At 40.0% G+C, this 18,072-nt stretch carries 20 protein-coding genes; 9 read left to right on the top strand and 11 right to left on the bottom strand.

The window, feature by feature from the left end; all coding sequences use genetic code 11:
* Positions 1–303: 303 nt before the first annotated feature.
* The gene (locus FW757_RS13970; protein WP_145241077.1) at positions 304–708 is read right to left on the bottom strand and encodes a YkgJ family cysteine cluster protein; all 405 of its coding nucleotides are present in this window, start codon (positions 706–708) and stop codon (positions 304–306) included.
* A 183-nt stretch (positions 709–891) separates the two neighbouring features.
* Between FW757_RS13970 and FW757_RS13965 the strand changes: the two genes are divergently transcribed.
* Positions 892–1,482: a LysE family translocator gene (locus FW757_RS13965; protein WP_145241075.1), complete on the top strand. Its 591-nt coding sequence runs from the start codon at positions 892–894 to the stop codon at positions 1,480–1,482.
* Positions 1,483–1,492: 10 nt separating this feature from the next.
* On the opposite strand, the gene FW757_RS13960 is transcribed toward FW757_RS13965, so the two are convergent.
* Both FW757_RS13960 and FW757_RS13955 read right to left on the bottom strand, forming a co-directional pair.
* Entirely contained in the window at positions 1,493–2,329 is an 837-nt protein-coding gene (locus FW757_RS13960) for an AraC family transcriptional regulator (RefSeq protein WP_182761290.1), read from the bottom strand.
* Between the two features lie 200 nt (positions 2,330–2,529).
* Positions 2,530–3,465 (bottom strand): LysR family transcriptional regulator, encoded by a 936-nt coding sequence (locus FW757_RS13955; RefSeq protein ID WP_182732202.1) that lies wholly within the window; start codon positions 3,463–3,465, stop codon positions 2,530–2,532.
* 94 nt (positions 3,466–3,559) lie between these two features.
* On the opposite strand from FW757_RS13955, the gene FW757_RS13950 reads away from it, so the two are divergent.
* From FW757_RS13950 to FW757_RS13925, 6 genes are all read left to right on the top strand, one after another.
* Positions 3,560–3,994, top strand: coding sequence for a DMT family transporter (locus tag FW757_RS13950; RefSeq protein ID WP_145241069.1), 435 nt, complete (start codon positions 3,560–3,562; stop codon positions 3,992–3,994).
* A gap of 9 nt (positions 3,995–4,003) precedes the next feature.
* Entirely contained in the window at positions 4,004–4,465 is a 462-nt protein-coding gene (locus FW757_RS13945; protein WP_145241067.1) for a DMT family transporter, read from the top strand.
* Between the two features lie 245 nt (positions 4,466–4,710).
* Positions 4,711–5,127: a tetratricopeptide repeat protein gene (locus tag FW757_RS13940; RefSeq protein ID WP_182734977.1), complete on the top strand. Its 417-nt coding sequence runs from the start codon at positions 4,711–4,713 to the stop codon at positions 5,125–5,127.
* A 37-nt stretch (positions 5,128–5,164) separates the two neighbouring features.
* Positions 5,165–5,605 (top strand): GNAT family N-acetyltransferase, encoded by a 441-nt coding sequence (locus tag FW757_RS13935; protein WP_182740807.1) that lies wholly within the window; start codon positions 5,165–5,167, stop codon positions 5,603–5,605.
* Between the two features lie 7 nt (positions 5,606–5,612).
* A complete protein-coding gene (locus FW757_RS13930; RefSeq protein WP_182718441.1) occupies positions 5,613–5,831 on the top strand; it encodes a DUF6500 family protein in 219 nt (72 codons plus the stop codon).
* Between the two features lie 74 nt (positions 5,832–5,905).
* The gene (locus FW757_RS13925; RefSeq protein WP_446441349.1) at positions 5,906–6,427 is read left to right on the top strand and encodes a YgjV family protein; all 522 of its coding nucleotides are present in this window, start codon (positions 5,906–5,908) and stop codon (positions 6,425–6,427) included.
* A gap of 40 nt (positions 6,428–6,467) precedes the next feature.
* Here FW757_RS13925 and FW757_RS13920 read toward each other — a convergent pair whose 3' ends face one another.
* From FW757_RS13920 to FW757_RS13905, 4 genes are all read right to left on the bottom strand, one after another.
* A complete protein-coding gene (locus FW757_RS13920) occupies positions 6,468–8,438 on the bottom strand; it encodes a pectate lyase family protein (RefSeq protein ID WP_446441348.1) in 1,971 nt (656 codons plus the stop codon).
* 875 nt (positions 8,439–9,313) lie between these two features.
* Positions 9,314–9,793: a YchJ family protein gene (locus FW757_RS13915; protein WP_149982847.1), complete on the bottom strand. Its 480-nt coding sequence runs from the start codon at positions 9,791–9,793 to the stop codon at positions 9,314–9,316.
* A 40-nt stretch (positions 9,794–9,833) separates the two neighbouring features.
* Entirely contained in the window at positions 9,834–10,268 is a 435-nt protein-coding gene (locus FW757_RS13910) for a SulA-like leucine-rich domain-containing protein (protein ID WP_149982846.1), read from the bottom strand.
* 224 nt (positions 10,269–10,492) lie between these two features.
* On the bottom strand, positions 10,493–10,948 hold the full coding sequence (locus tag FW757_RS13905) for a sel1 repeat family protein (protein WP_149982845.1): 456 nt from the start codon (positions 10,946–10,948) through the stop codon (positions 10,493–10,495).
* Positions 10,949–11,075: 127 nt separating this feature from the next.
* Between FW757_RS13905 and FW757_RS13900 the strand changes: the two genes are divergently transcribed.
* Positions 11,076–12,368, top strand: coding sequence for an NCS2 family permease (locus tag FW757_RS13900; protein ID WP_182718438.1), 1,293 nt, complete (start codon positions 11,076–11,078; stop codon positions 12,366–12,368).
* A gap of 22 nt (positions 12,369–12,390) precedes the next feature.
* On the opposite strand, the gene FW757_RS13895 is transcribed toward FW757_RS13900, so the two are convergent.
* Positions 12,391–13,149: a hypothetical protein gene (locus FW757_RS13895; protein WP_149982843.1), complete on the bottom strand. Its 759-nt coding sequence runs from the start codon at positions 13,147–13,149 to the stop codon at positions 12,391–12,393.
* 317 nt (positions 13,150–13,466) lie between these two features.
* Between FW757_RS13895 and cysB the strand changes: the two genes are divergently transcribed.
* On the top strand, positions 13,467–14,444 hold the full coding sequence (gene cysB, locus FW757_RS13890; protein WP_145241047.1) for an HTH-type transcriptional regulator CysB: 978 nt from the start codon (positions 13,467–13,469) through the stop codon (positions 14,442–14,444).
* Positions 14,445–14,503: 59 nt separating this feature from the next.
* On the opposite strand, the gene FW757_RS13885 is transcribed toward cysB, so the two are convergent.
* From FW757_RS13885 to pabB, 3 genes are all read right to left on the bottom strand, one after another.
* Positions 14,504–15,880 carry an L-serine ammonia-lyase gene (locus FW757_RS13885; RefSeq protein ID WP_145241045.1) on the bottom strand — a complete coding sequence of 459 codons (1,377 nt, stop codon included), beginning with the start codon at positions 15,878–15,880 and terminating at the stop codon, positions 14,504–14,506.
* 99 nt (positions 15,881–15,979) lie between these two features.
* Entirely contained in the window at positions 15,980–16,573 is a 594-nt protein-coding gene (locus tag FW757_RS13880; protein ID WP_246175607.1) for an NUDIX hydrolase, read from the bottom strand.
* A 5-nt stretch (positions 16,574–16,578) separates the two neighbouring features.
* Positions 16,579–17,925: an aminodeoxychorismate synthase component I gene (gene pabB, locus FW757_RS13875; RefSeq protein ID WP_446441347.1), complete on the bottom strand. Its 1,347-nt coding sequence runs from the start codon at positions 17,923–17,925 to the stop codon at positions 16,579–16,581.
* Positions 17,926–18,072 lie beyond the last annotated feature (147 nt).

Below are 18,072 nucleotides of genomic sequence, written 5' to 3'. Positions count from 1 at the left end.
TCAAAATAAAAAAAACAGCTTGTATAAAGCAATGAATATTGAATCGATAGAATAAAGTAGAGGTTTATCAATTACGATTAGGCAAAGGTCGAGCATGACGGATTAAAGTAGCTTGGCGCAGGTATAGCCAGCAGAGAAGAAAATATTCAAAAGTTAATTTCTATTGTTAATAATCAATACCTTATTTTCATATTTGTTGTTTATTGCTTTGAAAAAGCCAGTTATACGGCATGCATTAATGAATTACTGGGTGCTAAGTCTTTAGTCTAATGGCTAGGAGCTCACTCAAAGCTAAGCTCTGTTTTATTCTGTATAGCCGCCAGGGCGACTGTCTTGCATTAATAGATCTAGTTTTCTTTGTGCTTTTTTATAGTTATCTAAATCGATTACTTCAATCATTTCGCATTCGTCTCTTACCATTTCGGTGATAAGGCTAGGATAGTGGCGGCAATCTTCAGGGCGGTCTAAATAAATACTGCAGGTATATTTATTTGCGGCGAGGGGATTTATTTTTGGGGCTATTTCAAGAAAAGGGCATTGGCTTAGTTTTACTCCCGATTGTGGGTCGTGCCATATTTGGTTATTTTTAACGAACTCAAAGATTTCGGGGTTAAATATCTCCCATAGATCAATCTCTTCTTGCGTGGCGCTCAGATCGCCACCACCGTATTTAATACAGCATTTACCACATTGATTACATTCTTTCATGGTTCGCTAATTTGTAAGATGGACTAATTCTAGTGTAACACCGATTTTTTTAGTGCAGCTGTGTTTTTGCAGGGGTAATTTGTCAGATGCTATTTTATTTACAACAAGGTCAATTTTGTTCAATACATGGCTTATTGCAACAACAGATAATAAACGCCACTTTAAATAACCTAAGTATACGTTATGACTTTATCAGTGATCATCTCAATGGCACTATTTGCCTTGGCGGCGTCTATATCACCCGGGCCAGTTAACCTTGTTTCGTTAAGTAGTAGTGCGCGATATGGGGCAAAAAAAGGCTTAATATTTGTGACTGGTGCTACCTTTGGTTTCATTGCATTATTTTTGTTTATTGGTTTTAGTTTGCATTATCTCATTGCGCAATTAGCCTGGATCACTGGTGTATTACAATGGCTCGGTATCGCTTTTTTACTTTATCTCAGTTATCAATTATTTATCGATGATGGCGGCCTCACAGCTGACGCTAAGCAAAATGCCCCTACCTTTATGACAGGTGTGATCATGCAATGGCTTAACCCTAAAGCGTGGTTGGCTTCTTTATCAGGCATTGCAGCATATAGTCCAGGGGCGCAAGGATTTGAACTGGTTACTTTTGCAAGTTTATATTTACCTATTTGTTGGTTATCACTTGGCTGTTGGGTTTGGCTAGGTATACGGCTCGGGCAGCATTTTCAAAGCCCAGCTAAAATGCGAGTGATGAATAAAATTCTTGCACTATTACTGGCTGGCAGCTGCTTTTTATTATTGATTTAGTGGTTTTAATTTACAGTGATAAAGTACGGCGATATTGCTCGGGAGTTGCCGCTACGCGTTGTTTAAAGACCCGCTGAAAATGCGCTTGATCACTAAAACCTGCACTGTGAGCGATACTTGCTATTGGCTGGCCTTGTTTTAGTGCTTGCTGACCTAATTGAATACGACGATTTAACCGATAAGCGTGCGGAGTCATATTAAAATGACGTTTAAAAGCGCGCACTAAATAACTGCTGCTAAAGCCAAAAAGTTTACTGATTGTGTTAATTGATTGGTCTTCAAAACAGTGCTCATTCAGGTAGTTCGCTACTTGATATAGCTTATTTTCAGGTAATAACGTTTGCTCGTGTAATGGCTCAACGCAATCAAGGTACGTAAATAATTGCACGAAGTAACTACTTAGCAACGTGCGCTTTTGTGCTGCGGTAAACGTATTTGTCATTAGGTTTTGGCACAAGATAACAAAGTCCTGATAAAGCTGTGGTAGTAGCACTGTATCCAAGCGACTTCCTTGCCAGTTTTGTTGCTTTGTGACGCCAGACTCGAACAATAACGCTGCTAACCAATTTTTATCTATATGCATCATGTAATAAGCCCACACTGAGTTTTGCTTTGGATTACAGGCGTGGACTTCATCAGGGTTCATTAATACTAAATTACCATGTGTTACTTGATGTAGACGATCTTCACAAATGAATTCACTTTGCCCCGCTAAAATTGCGCCAATTGACCATTGCTGGTGGGAGTGGGGAGCATAAGTGACTTTGCGGCCATCTAATACTTGGCGCAGCTCGACAAATGGTAACTCGGGGTCGCGCCAAAAAATAGGGTGTGTTGTTGGGAGCATACTATTTTCCACAATTGAAAACCTATTTCCAGTATACCCCTAGTTGTAGTGTATAAATCTACCCTCAGACTAAATTATTCACCAAAAAAATCAGTGAGTAACTGCGTCACTTAGCTGCATGCAATTGTGTGCTGAGCGGGTGTGTTTTTTTAGGTATCACTATTGGTCTGTATGCACCCGTTAGAGCATAACGCAGATACTTAATTTTGGTATTTCCAGTACGGCGGGTTGCCATAAACTTCACTAAAGTAATCAATACATACTCGAACATTTAATGGTGGCTGTCGTGTATTAGGGTAAATTGCAGTAATGTTTTGTGGTCCCGTTTTGATTGTTGGCGCAAATTCACTTAAGAGTGAAACAAGAGTGCCTGTTTTTAAGCTTTCACCAATTAACCAATCAGGGAATAATACAATTCCCATGTCGTTCAAAGCCCCGATAAACAGTGTTTCAGCGTTGTTAGATACTAAAGTCGGTATTACACTTTGCTGCTGCCATGACGAATTAATTTTGAATAACCAACGATTTTGCCCCGATGAACCGCGATAAATTAAGCCCTGATGCTGACTAAGATCAGCCGGTACTTTTGGTGTGCCATATTTTTTCAGATAAGCAGGGGATGCGGCTAAATGATAAGTTTGCAGTCCTAATGTTTTAGCATGTAACGATGAATCTGCAAGAGATCCGATACGAAAAATCACGTCAGCGGCATCAATATGCGGATCGATAAAATCATCGGTTTGAGTCAACTCTACTTGAATTTTCGGATAGCGATTTAAAAACTCACCAAGCCAAGGCGCTATGTGTTTTTGTCCGAAAAAAACCGGCGCATTAATTCTTATTAACCCTTTGGGTTGAGTTGCTCTATCCTGCAGCTCGTTTCGTACTTCGTTGAGTTGCTCGGTCATTGAGCGCGCATAATCATGAAAAATTCGGCCCGCTTCGGTTGGCATTATTGCTCTTGTGTTACGGTAAAAAAGTTGCTGACCAAGGGCATCTTCAAGTTGCAAAATTACTCTAGAGACCATAGAAGGCGATACATTTTCATGTCGAGCAACAACAGAAAAGCTTTTACATTTATACACGGCGATAAAAAATTTTAACGCTCTGATATTGATCGAACTGAAATCATTCATTTGTGCAAATCCTGCAAAAGTGTTTCTTATATAATCCCATTTTTCGCGTTAAAGCTCTAGGTTATTATTTATTCCTTATTAATAGGAGATTTGCATGCAGTTTATTTTGATTTTAATTGTCGTTATGGGAGGAATGGGGCTGTCTGTAGAAGCAGGCTTATTGGGCCCTTTAGGTGGTGAGGTTGGAGAATTATGGGCCACATTTAGTGTGTTTGGTGTTGGTGCTGCTCTTACCTTTATGTTGATGCTATTTTTTAGTCCTCGCAATAGCCCATCTTTTTTCAAACAACCATCATGGACATTGTTAGGTGGCGTGTTGGGGCCTGTTTATGTCGTTATATTGACGTTCACAGCACCTGTGATAGGTATTGCTATGACGATGATCAGTATCTTGATGGGACAAATAGCGAAAAGTTTGCTGATAGATCATTATGGTTTATTTGGTAGTCAACATCGCCAGATTGACCGTAAACGGCTTATGGCACTATTTTTTATTGTCATTGCATTAATTCTGATGGCACAAGGTTAGGGGACGCTAATGACTATAATTATGATAATTCTGGCGGTGATTGGTGGTGCAACCTTGAGTATTCAGGCTGCCATTAATGGTCAATTAGGAAGTAAAGTAGGTGTTTTTCGCTGCGCATTTTTAACCTTTTCGGTGGGTGCGTTGATCACCGGGTTACTTATCTTTTATTTTGAACCTAGGCATGCGCTAACCCTGTTGGATGTGCCAAAGTGGCAATTATTAGGGGCAATGTGTGGAGTACCCTATATCGTGATAATGGTGTTTGCTGTGCAGCGAATTGGCACCGCAGTCGCAACGGTTGCGGTAATATTCGGTCAATTATTTATGAGTATGTTAATTGATAATTTTGGTTGGCTTGGTAACGATGTGATTGCTTTTTCGCCAAGTCGTATTGGCGCTGTAATATGTTTGGGTATTGCGCTGTATTTTATTCATGCAAGTGGTAAAGATACAGCAAAAACTGAGAGTTAGCCTTGAAACAATAAAAATTTGGCTGAGGTGATAACTTGTAACAGGGGGGTTATCACCTGATTTGAGCTGAGATTTTTTCCCCGCCTTAGGCTTGATACGCTTTAGAATGAATCATTTTAGTCTCGAGTGTATTAGAATAGTACGCTCTCGGCCTTGTATTTTCTTTCGTTTCGCTTTGAGTTGTTGTTCTTAGCCATGCAAGATAGTTAATTTGGCTATAATTTCTAACAAAAGGTAATGAAAGAATAATGAATACAAAACTGTATAAATCAGTATTGAACTTAGCCGGTGAGCTAATGAATGCTGCACAGCAGCAAGATCAAGTTACGTTCGATTCACTCTATGGGCAGCTAAAAGCACTGTGTATTGAGCATGAAAATACTGAGAAAGATCATCCTGTACAGTGGGAAACGCTCGCTGATTTTACCGATGAGTTTGCCGATGCGTTGTTGATCTATGAAAAAGCATTAGCTAAAGCTAACGCCATCAATGCGAAAGATTATATGTCGTCAATTGGTTATGCGATGGCAACTATGCATGTTGAACTAGGGCAAACCGAAGCTGCTATCGTAAGTTTACAAGCTGCGCAGGTTAGCGCAAATAAAATTCCTGATAAAGCGCTGAAGGCTGAAATAGCTCAGCTACTACAACAATTACAGTAAAATTAGCTCGTTGATTATGTTTAAGAGGTCACAATAAATGGATGTTACGCTAGGCACTAGCCCTGAACTGATTGCGCAAGCGCATGCTATTCGCCACCAGGTATTTGTGATCGAACAAAGTATTCCTAAGCAGTTAGATTTAGACGGTTGCGACGAACGAGCTGTGCATGTGGTGGTAACAGATGGCGGTGCTTTAGTCGCTACTGCGCGGTTAGTGAAACGTAACCCACGGTGTGGCGTTATGGCAAGGATTGCAGTGTTAAAGCAATACCGAGGATCCGGCATTGCTAAATTGGTTATTAATGCCTTGTTATCACATGCTGGTAAAATTGGCCTTGAGATCATTGAAATTCATGCACATGCCTATTTGCAAGGCTATTACGAAAGTTATGGTTTTAAATATATTAAAGATGTTGAAATAGTTGGCGAACACCAACTTATTGAAATGCAATGCAGTTTAAAAAGTGAAGTGAGGTAACGCCGTAATGCGCGACGAATTAAGGACTAAGATCATTCAAGTTTGTGACAAAAAAATAGCGGCGAAGGGAGGTAATGTTGGGCTGTCATTTTATGCTTTTTTTGCCAACAAAAATGATGATCCAGAATTACTTATGGAAGCTGCGACATGGTGGATACAAACCCACCAATTAGATCACTTTGTTAAAGCGCAGATCATTAAAACCATGATTGAAAATAATCTGTAATAGCGTGTAGATATTTGATTGTATATTAACCACAATAGCGGTTGAGATATTTATTTTAGTGGGGAATAGGGCTGGTGGTTGGTAGTTGGATTGCCCAAGGGTTTGGTTTACTGAGCTTTGTTTTAGCATTGGTGTGCTTTTATCAAAAGGATGATCGTCGTTTAAAAATAATGATGGTGGTGATGAATCTAAATCATGCACTGCACTTTTATTTACTCAATGCTATCACTTCATCATTGTGCTGTTTATTTTCAGCGGGGCGTACAGCCGTATCAATGCGGGTAAAATCGGTGTGGATAGCAGCCATTTTTATTATTTTAACCGTGGTTATCGGTTATCTAACAGCCCAGCAATGGACGGATTACCTTGCGATTGTTGCCGCTTGTTTGGGTTGTTTTGCACTATTTTGCTTAACGGGCATCAAAATGCGTGTTTTGCTGTTTGCAGGATCGTGCCTATGGTTGGCAAATAATATAATTGTTGGATCTATTGGCGGCGTGTTATTGGAAGCGACTGTAATTGTTATTAATATATCGACTATCTATAGACTACATAAACAACGCTTTACCCGTGAGGCGCTGACTGAACACGGTTAATAATGAAGAGCTTAACAAAGCCCTTCACAGTAAATGTTAGTTATTGTCTGGTTAACTCAAACATTTGATTTTCTGCTCCTGAGGTACATGTCCATTGCAGAATATTAGCATCATCGGCAGTTTTGCTGCCTGCGACGTCTAAGCACAACTCACTATTTCGGTTGATGATACGCCACTTACCAGAGCCGGCACTTTGCAAACGAAACTGCTGGTTATAGCTCCCTGTGTATGTCCAGATATTGATATTTTCACCCGCTGTAGTTGAATGCGTATAGACCTCTAACCCTTTAGAAGGAGCATTGACTGGTGAAATACGATGCCACACCCCATCGACTGTTGAAATATTAAATTTTTGGCAATCATTATTAAGCCAAGACCACTGCCTAACATTTGCCCCATCTTCACTTTGACAGTTAGCAATATCTAATGATGCACCACTGTGTTTTGGGGTAATGCGGTAAGTACCATTGACTTGTGTATTGGTTGGGTTGCCATTATTGCCGTCGGTATAACCATTGTAGACTTCAAACTCTGCAATTTGCGGTACGCCATTGGCGGAATGAATCACAAAACTTACTTTGGATAAGTTAGTGTTAGAAAAAGTGATTACATTTGGCACAGCACCACCGTTAGTAAGTGTTACACCTGTATCGTAGTTCACTAAAGACCAAGCTGTAATGCTTCCTTTACTGGCTGGGGTTTCAATTATTTTAATCGCATTTATGGTGGTGTTAAGGTTTTTAATATTGATCGTGCCCGTGGTAGCTGACGGTGACCAGTAAGTTGACATATCGCCGTCGTTCACATTGCCATAACTCGAGCCACTGGCTTTAGAACTGCCATCAACACCGGCACTAATAGCTAGATTTTCCCCTGCTGGTGTTGGCTCAGGTGTTGGATCTGGATCCGGTGTTGGATCGGTGGGTGTGGTTGTTCCACATTGACCATTTGATGTTTGTAAGCCTTTGTTCGCGCCAGCCGTTGCTGCAATGATGTTGGGTATACACTGTGCATTATCAAGTTGATAGTTATAAGGGATGTTGATTGTTGTGGTTGAGGTTGGATTAGGGCCTGCTGGGTGAAGCTTGTTTTCTTGTTCAGACCAATCGATATTATCCCAAATGTTGCCGCTGACTTGCCAGTAACCCATGTCATTTGTATAAAAAGTGCCGAGTGGATCTTTGGAATTTTTAAAGTAGTTGTTTTCGGCGCGCATTTTACCGCCAATTCGTGGATTCATGCCCGATGACACGAGTCCATAGTAGTAGTTGTTGTAAGCATGCGCTGTCGCGTGTCTTAGTAAAGGCGTGCGAGAATTAATATTTTCATAGTAATTGTGATGAAAAGTAACAGGGCCGTTAGTATCGTCACTATCACTTGAGCCAACGAGACCACCGCGTCCAGAGTTGCGCAAAATACTGTAAGATAATGTCACGTATTTGGTATTACTCTTCATATCGAACAAAGCATCATATCCTGAACTTTCGCCACCACTGGCCTCAAGTGTAACGTGATCGACCCAAATATTTCTGACGTTTGACTCCATGCCAATTGCATCACCGCCGTTGGAGGTGGGGGAGCCTGATTTTTTGACGTTTCTAACGTGAACATTTTGAATAATGATATTTGAAGATGAACGAATATGGATGCCTAATTGGTCAAAAAGAGCACCGCTACCAACACCGATAATAGAAACATTACTAATTTCTTTTAGTTCAATTAGATCTGGCCCAGTATTGCAACTATCTCCAGATACTTTACTGGTGTTGCCATGATTTATGGTGCCTTCAACGTGGATGATAATTGGTGTGTCACTTGATGCTCGGTTACATAAAGCCTGATGAATTTGGGTTCCAGTTGTTGCATAAACAACATCGCCACCAGCACCACCTGTTGTACCACCATTCGTTGCGGCAAAGCCTGACGCATTAGCAAGTGCACTGTTTCCATATATAGCAGTTGTTATGGCCAAAGCATGCAAAGAATATTTAAATAACGTACGTTTATTCATTGGTTGTTCCTAATTACTGTATGTTCAGATCAAAACAATCAAATAAATTAATTGTTAAAAATGTTAACACAATCAAGTCCTGTTTATGCTTGTACTGCAGTGCTACCGGTGGCATTATTGCGCTAAAAATGACTTTATGCAATGCTAATTACTGATTGATTAGTTTTAATTTCATCATTTAGTTTTGTTTTTATGCGTTTTAAATAAATATATTTAATTAAAATTAATGGGTTAGGTTTTGTTTTAATTATTTAAAAAAATATAAAAATAATAACGATTTATTTTCTAGTTTTTATTATAGTGTTTTTTGATACTTGAAATTTAGTTAACATTTGTTCCTTTATTGTTTTTTGATATGACTAGATATTTGCATGTTACGGGGCTGGTTCTAACGCAATATTGATATGCTTTATGGATGAGTTAGTTGTTTATAGGTGTTGTTGTGAAGTACTAGAGTATGTTGACCTTTCAGAATTAAAATTTGTTTAATCTAGGAGTGATTTAATCGTGACAAGAGGTTTTTAACCTAGTGGGCTCGCTACTGCTACCGCGTTATTCTACTGGCGGAAGTAATCTGAGCTTCGGATAATAAATCTATCTCCAGCGGCTATTTTTCAATGTTAACTGCGTTGAATTTATTTGTAATAGGCATGCTATTGACGCGTAAATTCGCCTTATTTTCCCTGAAAATTTTGGCTGGAGAGTAAAAGTAATATTAGTGCTTTAAATCAATGCGTTAGAAAACACATGAACCAAAATTTAGGTTAAGCAACAAAGAGTTAATCGCACTTAGACAGACCACATTGGCTTGCGAGTTTTTTGAATTTATGATTATTTATAAATACTTACGGTAAAAACTATACTCTAAGAAAGTGTTACACGCTGTGGCATTTTTTATATTTTTTACCACTACCACACGGGCATTCATCATTGCGGCTAATTTTTATATCTGCAACAGGGAAGATCTCACCATCGAGATAACGCCACTGGCCATCTTCTTTTATGAAGCTTGATTTTTCATGCAGTTGGCAAAACAAGTTTTGATAAAAATAGCTAACACAAAATTCAACACAACCAGTGTACTCTTGCTGATCTGCACTGATCACGGCTAATTTTATAAAGCGGCAACTATTAGCAAAATCGGCAATTTCTCTGAGTGGGTTTGCTGCTTGTTTTTCTTGTGCATAAGTTTGGTAAATATACTTAGCATTTTTTAAGGCATAAGCAACAAAGCGAGAGCGCATTAGTTGCTCTGGGCTTGTTGCTTGTATATTGCCTAAATGCAATTTTTCACAGCAATCGCTATAGCTTTGTTCGCTGCCACATAAGCAAAGACTGTCAGTGAGTGAGGTCATAATTAAAATACGCTTTATTAAAAAACGGCATTTTAACAGCTTATTGTGCTAATGCTATCTCTGTAGCTTGTTGGGTTTTAGTAAAACAGTATAGTTTTGCACTGGCTTGATCTAACTTTAATGACAGGTTAGCTATTTGATTGTCTCTCACAATGTCTGTCCAGGTGATCACCGCTGCAAAGTTACCGTTATGTAGTGCAGAATTTAGTACATACTCTAAATTAACCAGATGCTTTTGCCTGATCACTAATAGTTTACTGGTATCAATAGAACATGAATCGAGTAAAGCTTTACTTGGTACGTGATCCGGTGCAATCAGTAACGTCCATGCGTTTTTATTATTGTAATGGTGTAACACCTTTAGAAGTTCAAAAGTTGCAGAGATCTCATCTTCTATCTGAATCAAATTTACTGATGCGCTTAAATTATCTTGTTGATAGCTTTTAACTGTTCTGACGGTAATTGGCTGTAACATAAGTTTCACTCACTGGTTGTTTATACAGTACTCATATACAGTAGTTTATACAGTGTTTGTGTGCAAGTGTTTTTTGCTATCTTTTTGAACGATTTTTATATTTATTTGATACCATCAGCTTTGGAAATGTGCATAAAATAAAATAATTTACTATAAAACAATATATTACTTAGTTACATTGAGGTGGCAATTGATTTTAATGAAAAGGGTAGATTAGTCCCTTTTCAAGGTGAGTTGGGGATCAGGTGAGCAAACTGCTGTTGGTGTATTTGCTCATACAGTGTTGCTGCATAACACTGGGCATCTTTAAAGCGGCGGGTGGTTAGATGTTTACGTAAATCAGTTAAGGCAGTTGCTGCAGGCTCATAGCCTTGGCTACTGGCTAAACTTAGCCATACCGCGCCATGAAAAACACTAGTAGGTACGCCTTGGCCTTTGATAAAAAATAATCCGAGATAAAATTGGGCTCGCTGATTACCTGACATTGCAGCTAAGCGCATCCATTTAGCTGCGAGAGGAGGTTGATCATTTTTTAAATAATACAGGGCTTTATTAACAGTGTTATCAGGAGTATCAGCTTTAACCGCACTGTGTGGGGCTTTGCTCGGTTGGGTGATAAACGATAATACGTTTTCTAACTGTTGTTCTAAATCTAAGCCAATTGGCGAGGTATCTGTCATAGTGCCACACATATTATTGTTGTCATTTACCTGCTCAGTTTAGTCTAATATCAGGTTAATTGTCCTGTTATTCTTGAAATATATGATAAAATCACGCAATTATTGTCATCTAAAATGAAACTCACTTATGCTCGACGCGTTATTTAAAATTAGCGACCACAACTCGACTGTGCGCCGCGAATGTATTGCTGGTCTCACTACCTTTATTACTATGGTTTATATTGTGTTTGTCAACCCTGCTATGTTGGCTGAAGCTGGTATGGATCAAGGTGCTGCGTTTGTGGCAACTTGTATTGCTGCCGCTATTGGCTGCTTTATCATGGGCTTTTGGGCAAATTATCCGTTAGCTTTGGCTCCTGGTATGGGGCTTAATGCCTTCTTTACTTATGGTGTTGTATTAGGTATGGGCTATACCTGGCAAGCAGCATTAGGGGCTGTGTTTATGTCGGGCTGTATTTTCTTGTTCCTGAGTTTGTTCAAAGTCAGGGAGTGGATAATTAATGCTATTCCATTGGTGTTAAAGCAAGCCATTGCAACAGGAATTGGAGCGTTCTTAGCGTTAATTGCGCTTAAAAATGCCGGGATCATTGTGGCCAGCCCTGCAACATTAGTGCAGCTGGGTGATATAACGGCTGCCGGTCCATTGTTGGCTATTTTTAGCTTTTTTGTTATTGCAGCGCTACTTTATCGTGATTTTAAAAGCGGTGTTTTGATCAGTATTTTATTAGTAACTGTGATCGCGCTAAGTCTGGGTTTGGTAGAGTATCAAGGCGTGATATCTATGCCACCTTCAATTGCGCCTACTTTTATGCAACTTGATTTTTCAGCGGCATTTGAGTTGTCAATGCTTAGCGTCATTTTTGCATTGTTGTTCGTTGATTTATTTGATACATCAGGCACTTTAGTTGCGGTAACTCAAAAAGCAGGCTTAGCGGACGAAAAAGGTAATATGCCACGTTTAGGACGAGCATTAAGTGCTGATAGTGCCGCAACCATTGCCGGTTCAGTATTGGGCACTTCGACCACAACCTCATATATAGAGTCAGTTGCAGGGGTGTCTGTGGGTGGCAGAACAGGACTTACAGCTGTGGTTGTAGGAATGTGCTTTTTATTGATGATGTTTTTTGCACCTTTGGCGAAAATGGTGCCAGCTTATGCAACTGCGGGAGCTATTTTATACGTGTCGGTGCTAATGCTACAAAACCTCAAGTTTGTAAATTGGGATGATATGACAGATGCCATTCCAGTGAGTGTGGTATTACTGATGACGCCGCTAACATTCTCCATTGCTCATGGCATTGCACTGGGCTTTATTTCTTATACAGCTGTTAAAGTATTGTGTGGTAAACGAGAACAAGTAAGCATCAGTGTGTGGATATTGACAGCGATGTTTGTGATAAAATTTGCGTTTTTATCCTAAGTTAATACAAAGAAAAAGTGGTTTACCACTTTTTCTTTGGTGCAAAAAGCACGTCTAAATCATCTTGTTCTTGCTCTGCTTTTTTCTTCAGTGCAGTTGCATTGGAGGCTTTAAGGTCGGTGCTTATTGCTTCTAAATAACCTTCGAGTTCTTGGCGTTTTGTAGTTATATAATCGTCGCTATAAGCTACTGCTGATACAGTTGCGTACGCTTTTTCAAAGTATTGGCGTGCAGAACCGACCATATTCGCAGAGCGCGCTGAGATACCTCGTTTAATCTGGCTTTCAATATTAATTCGTAATTGGAGCTTTTCTAAGCGCTTGTCTTCAGCAATAAAAATTTGGCTGTCTACTTTTCCTTTACCATGCTCTGAGCGAAGCACTGCACGTACTTTCTTGATACCTTGAATAAGTGCTATTAATTGCTTGTCGTTATCGGGTAACACTAAGTTTTCTGAGTTAGCGGTGTCGATTGAGTTCCCTAAACGTTCATTGGCTTCTTTTAAGCGATTCTTTAACTCTTTTGAATTAGGAGATAGCTGCACCATTGCTGCTAACGCATCATGAATACGCCGTTGCAGAATACGTAAAATATGTTCTGACATAGGTATGTTGGCGCTATTTACTAGAACATCTTCTGATTCTTCAATGATTTTTTTTTGTTTGGTTAAGTCTTTACGGCGTTCTGTTTCTTGTTTCTCTTTATGCTGTTGTACCGCACTGACCCAGAGGGCAATGACAATCAGTGCAACAATCAACATAATAATAATAGAAACGATCATGGTTTAGGTCTCAAATTTCACAAGCTAATAATTTTAATCTTACATTAAATATATGCTAACGGGATAGTTTTGCGCGGCTTATGTAAAAAAGAATTCACTTTCTCATCATTTATTACTATCTGCGTATGATATTTTTTCATTTTGCGCGTCAGCTCAAAAGATGGCTACCTCAAGACGAGGGATTATGCTAGCCTAAGCAAATAACCTTATAAATACGATTCCAGACAGCCTTTTTCTATTGTTAATCAGAAAAAACTTGGCTTGACGCGATGTAGCATTTATAAATAAGCAGTATAACTACACTAAAAAATGCAGCCATGAAATTACAACAACTCAGATACATCGTCGAAGTCCAAAATCATAAACTTAATGTTTCAGCAACCGCTGAAAGTTTGTTTACCTCACAGCCAGGTATTTCTAAGCAAGTACGTATGTTGGAAGATGAGTTGGGCGTGCAGATTTTTGGGCGAAGTGGAAAACACTTAACCCACGTTACCAGCGCGGGCACTGAAATAATTAATATTTCCCGTGAGATCCTTTCTAAAGTAGAGGGTATTAAGGCGGTTGCAAATGAGCATACATTACCTGATCAAGGTAAGTTGAATATTGCCACCACACATACCCAAGCACGGTATGCACTGCCAAGTGTGATCCAAGGATTTATGAAAAAGTACCCTGCGGTGTCATTGCACATGCACCAAGGTACGCCGCAGCAAATTTCTGATGCTGCTGCTCGAGGCGATGCTGATTTTGCAATTGCCACTGAAGCACTGCATTTATACTCTGATTTAGTAATGTTACCTTGCTATCACTGGAATCGCAGTATTGTGGTTGCAAAAGACCATCCACTAGCTAAAAAAGCAGAGTCGCTGACCGTTGCCGATATTGCCCAGTATCCACTTATTACTTATGTATTTGGTTTTACTGGCCGTTCAGAACTTGATAAAGCATTTAATGCGCAGGGACTTGAACCACACATTGTATTTACTGCAACTGACGCCGATGTGATTAAAACCTATGTACGCTTAGGTTTAGGTGTGGGTGTTGTAGCATCAATGGCGATTGATCAAATTGCAGATACCGATTTAGTGTGTATTGATGCCAGCCATTTATTTGAAGCCAGCACCACTAAAATTGGCTTTAGAAAAGGCAGCTTTTTACGTACATATATGTATGATTTTATAGAGCGTTTTGCACCACATTTGACCAAAGAGCGGGTTGAGCGAGCGAGTTTACTACGTAATCAAGATGACGTAGATAAGCTGTTTGAAGATATAGAGTTACCGGTTAAGTGACTTTAATCTTTTGAAAACAAAAAAGCCGCATATTGCGGCTTTTTTAATGACTATAAAACTTAACACTCAATTATATTTACAGCTAAGCCACCGCGAGCGGTTTCTTTATATTTAGTTTTCATATCGTTACCAGTATCAAGCATGGTTTTAATAACTTTATCCAATGATACTTTTTGCTCGCCACTGCCACGAATAGCCAAACGCGATGCATTAATTGCTTTGATAGCTCCCATCGCATTACGTTCAATACACGGCACTTGTACTAATCCACCGACAGGGTCGCAGGTTAACCCTAAGTTATGCTCCATGCCAATTTCAGCGGCATTTTCTACTTGTAATACACTGCCACCGACAATTTCAGTCAGTGCACCAGCAGCCATTGAACATGCGACGCCAACTTCGCCTTGGCAACCAACTTCAGCACCTGAAATTGAGGCATTCTTTTTATACAGGATGCCAATTGCAGCGGCAGTTAATAAATAACGAGTTGCAATATCGCGGTCTATTTCTTTAATGAATGTGTGGTAGTACATTAATACCGCAGGTAAAATACCTGCTGCGCCATTAGTTGGGGCTGTAACTACACGGCCACCTGCAGCGTTTTCTTCATTAACAGCAAGGGCAAACAAATCCACCCAGTCCATTGCGCGTAGGGGGTCATTGCTGACTTCAATATTGAGCTTTAAGTACAGGCTAGGGGCGCGACGTTTAACTTTCAAACCACCAGGTAAAATTCCTTCGGTGCGCATACCGCGTTCAATACAGGCTTTCATTACTTGCCAAATATTGAATAGTTCATCTTTTATTTCATCTTCTGTGCGTAAGGTTTTTTCATTTTTCATCATCAAGCTTGATACGCTATAGCCTGACTCCTTACACATTTCTAATAATTCTTTGGCACTGCCAAATGGAAAGGGGGCTGGATTTTCTTCACGGACAGTGAGCGCAGCTTGTTTTTCGTTTTCAAATTCTTCATCGGTAACAATAAAACCGCCACCAATTGAATAGTAAACTTTACTATGGAGTTTTTCGTCGCCTTTAAAAGCAATGATCTCCATTGCATTTGAGTGTTTTGGCAAAGTTTTACGACGGTGGAATACAATCGCTCCTTGTTTTGGAAACTTTGCTTGATGCACTTGATTTAAGTGGATCACTTGTTCATTTTCAATTTTAGCGAGAATATCGTCTACTAAATCGGCATCAATGGTTTCCGGATCATAACCCGCAAGTCCGAGGATAACTGCTTTGCCTGAACCATGGCCGATACCTGTTTGTCCCAATGAGCCATATAGCTCAACTTTAATGCTGGTGACATCGGTTAACAAGTTTTGTTGTTGTAGTTCGTTAACAAATAAACGCGATGCGCGCATTGGGCCGACGGTGTGTGATGATGACGGGCCAATGCCAATACTAAACATATCGAATGCACTGATCATAATAACTTTACTCTACTTTTACTCAGCACGATTGCTGCCTTTGAACGGTCGCACATAATAACGCGTAATTGTACCCTTGTAACCCTTTGCAATTGAGATTTATACTGGTATGGCAAGCTGTTTTGTAAAGTTTTTAATAATGCTAGCAGTGGCTCCCCAAAGTAGTCCGTAAGGAGTTGAAAAACCTTGTAAAGTAATAGTTTTGCCAAAGCGATGAAAAGGTAAGGGTTGCCAATTGTTTACATCAGCGAGTGCGCTGACGGGCAGCAAAAAACTGGCGGCCACTTCATTTTGGTCTGCATGCCAATGTGTATCTGGGGCTAATACACCAACGAACGGTGTAATCGTAAAGCCGGTAAGAGTTGAGTAATCGCCTAATTGACCGATGACAGTGACATTTGATGGGGCGATATTTAGCTCTTCACTAAGTTCACGCAGTGCAGTATGGCGTAAGTTTGCATCGCTCAACTCATGCTTACCACCTGGTAAGCAAATTTCCCCAGGATGGTGATTTAAGAACATTGGGCGTTTGCATAGTAATATGTGCGCGCTGTTATCTATATCAATCAGTGGTAACATAACGGCACTGGCTCGTTGGGGACGTTGTTTAAAATGTCTCTTATCAGCTGGCTGTATATACTCATTGGCAGGCGCAGTTAGCTGAAAACGAGCCATAAGCTGTTTGCTATTCACACAGGTTACTTCAATAAAGGTAAGATTTTATTTACTTTATCGTAAGTTTCTTGGTATTCCAAATCCACTTGTGAATCAGCAACAATGCCGCCGCCAGCCCAACAATAAATATGTTGTTTGTGACACACTAAAGTTCGGATGGTAATACTGGTATCCATATTGCCACAAGCGCTTAAATAACCGATTGAACCACAGTAAATACTGCGCCGATGCGGTTCTAATTCTTCAATGATTTCCATCGCACGAATTTTGGGTGCACCGGTTATTGACCCTCCCGGAAAAGCAGCATACAACTGATCAACCGCAGTTTTATCGTCAGCTAACTTTGCTGTCACGGTACTGACTAAGTGGTGTACTGCAGGAAAACTTTCAATCGCAAAGAGTGACGGGACTTGCACGGTACCAGGTTTGGCAACTTTACCTAAGTCGTTGCGCAGTAAATCAACAATCATCACATTCTCAGCGCGATCTTTCGCTGAATTTTGTAATCGAGTTGCTTGTAACGCATCTTCTTTTTTATCAAGACACCGTGGCAGCGTTCCTTTGATTGGCTTGGTTTCAACCTGATTATCATTAATGGCAATAAAGCGCTCAGGAGAAATAGATAAAATAGCGCCATCAGGATGATTAATAAAACTTGAAAATGGTGCTTTGTTAGCTTCGCGCAAAGTACAATAAGCATGCCACGGTGAGCCTTGATACTGTGCTGTAAAACGCTGTGCTAAGTTAATTTGATAACAATCGCCACTTTTTAAATACCCCTGAATTCTTGCAAACTTAGCGCTGTATTGTGCGCGGCTCATATTTGATGACCAGCCTCGGGTGATTTCAAATGGCGAGGTAATTGGAGAGGCGTGAGCTAACTCCTGTAGATACATTGCTGATCTATCAACATCAGGCTGTGCGACATAAAACCAACTGTGCAGCTTTTTATCATAGATAAGTGCATCCAGATAGAGACCAATAGCTAGTTGTGGCATATCGATATCATCGATAGCTTGGCTGGGAAGTTTTTCAATGACTCGGCCAAGGTCGTAACCAAAATACCCGAGCCAGCCGCCACTAAAAGGTAGGTTAGGCTTAGTTTTACTGCTATCTAGAGTATTTAGCTGTGCTTTAATGATGCTAAAACAATCTTGTTCAGTTACCTTGTCATCAATAAACGTGTGGTTATTTTTAACTTCGAGGCGCATTTTTGGTGCAATAGCAATCAGATCGTAACGACTATTTATATGGTCGCTGTTGGCTGAATCCAGCAGCACGGCATAAGGTAAATGGGCAAAATAGGCGAAAACCTCTAGGCAGTTGAGCGAAATGTCTAATTGAATACAGGTTTTTTGTTGCTTTATCATCTATTTTTTTACCCTGAAGAACTGGCTCGAAACGGGCTAGGAGGGTATCATAAGTTATAATTTTTTGGCAGCGTTTAGTGACGTTGCCTAAGCGCTGTACAAACCACCGTCACTGGTTTGGCCTAGTTTACGTGTTCTCACGTAAAG

It is taken from the genome of Pseudoalteromonas sp. 1181_04 (genome assembly GCF_052850545.1).
This window is presented reverse-complemented; position numbering and strand designations above follow the sequence as displayed.

Bases quoted from the DNA above. Each gene is read 5' to 3' on its own strand.
- FW757_RS13930 (WP_182718441.1), top strand. From the start codon at position 5,613: ATGCGCGACGAATTAAGGACTAAGATCATTCAAGTTTGTGACAAAAAA.
- FW757_RS13965 (WP_145241075.1), top strand. From the start codon at position 892: ATGACTTTATCAGTGATCATCTCAATGGCACTATTTGCCTTGGCGGCG.
- FW757_RS13945 (WP_145241067.1), top strand. From the start codon at position 4,004: ATGACTATAATTATGATAATTCTGGCGGTGATTGGTGGTGCAACCTTG.
- cysB (WP_145241047.1), top strand. From the start codon at position 13,467: ATGAAATTACAACAACTCAGATACATCGTCGAAGTCCAAAATCATAAA.
- FW757_RS13970 (WP_145241077.1), bottom strand. From the start codon at position 708: ATGAAAGAATGTAATCAATGTGGTAAATGCTGTATTAAATACGGTGGT.
- FW757_RS13955 (WP_182732202.1), bottom strand. From the start codon at position 3,465: ATGAATGATTTCAGTTCGATCAATATCAGAGCGTTAAAATTTTTTATC.
- FW757_RS13960 (WP_182761290.1), bottom strand. From the start codon at position 2,329: ATGCTCCCAACAACACACCCTATTTTTTGGCGCGACCCCGAGTTACCA.
- FW757_RS13905 (WP_149982845.1), bottom strand. From the start codon at position 10,948: ATGACAGATACCTCGCCAATTGGCTTAGATTTAGAACAACAGTTAGAA.
- FW757_RS13950 (WP_145241069.1), top strand. From the start codon at position 3,560: ATGCAGTTTATTTTGATTTTAATTGTCGTTATGGGAGGAATGGGGCTG.
- FW757_RS13900 (WP_182718438.1), top strand. From the start codon at position 11,076: ATGCTCGACGCGTTATTTAAAATTAGCGACCACAACTCGACTGTGCGC.
- FW757_RS13920 (WP_446441348.1), bottom strand. From the start codon at position 8,438: ATGAATAAACGTACGTTATTTAAATATTCTTTGCATGCTTTGGCCATA.
- FW757_RS13895 (WP_149982843.1), bottom strand. From the start codon at position 13,149: ATGATCGTTTCTATTATTATTATGTTGATTGTTGCACTGATTGTCATT.
- pabB (WP_446441347.1), bottom strand. From the start codon at position 17,925: ATGATAAAGCAACAAAAAACCTGTATTCAATTAGACATTTCGCTCAAC.
- FW757_RS13910 (WP_149982846.1), bottom strand. From the start codon at position 10,268: ATGTTACAGCCAATTACCGTCAGAACAGTTAAAAGCTATCAACAAGAT.
- FW757_RS13935 (WP_182740807.1), top strand. From the start codon at position 5,165: ATGGATGTTACGCTAGGCACTAGCCCTGAACTGATTGCGCAAGCGCAT.
- FW757_RS13885 (WP_145241045.1), bottom strand. From the start codon at position 15,880: ATGATCAGTGCATTCGATATGTTTAGTATTGGCATTGGCCCGTCATCA.
- FW757_RS13915 (WP_149982847.1), bottom strand. From the start codon at position 9,793: ATGACCTCACTCACTGACAGTCTTTGCTTATGTGGCAGCGAACAAAGC.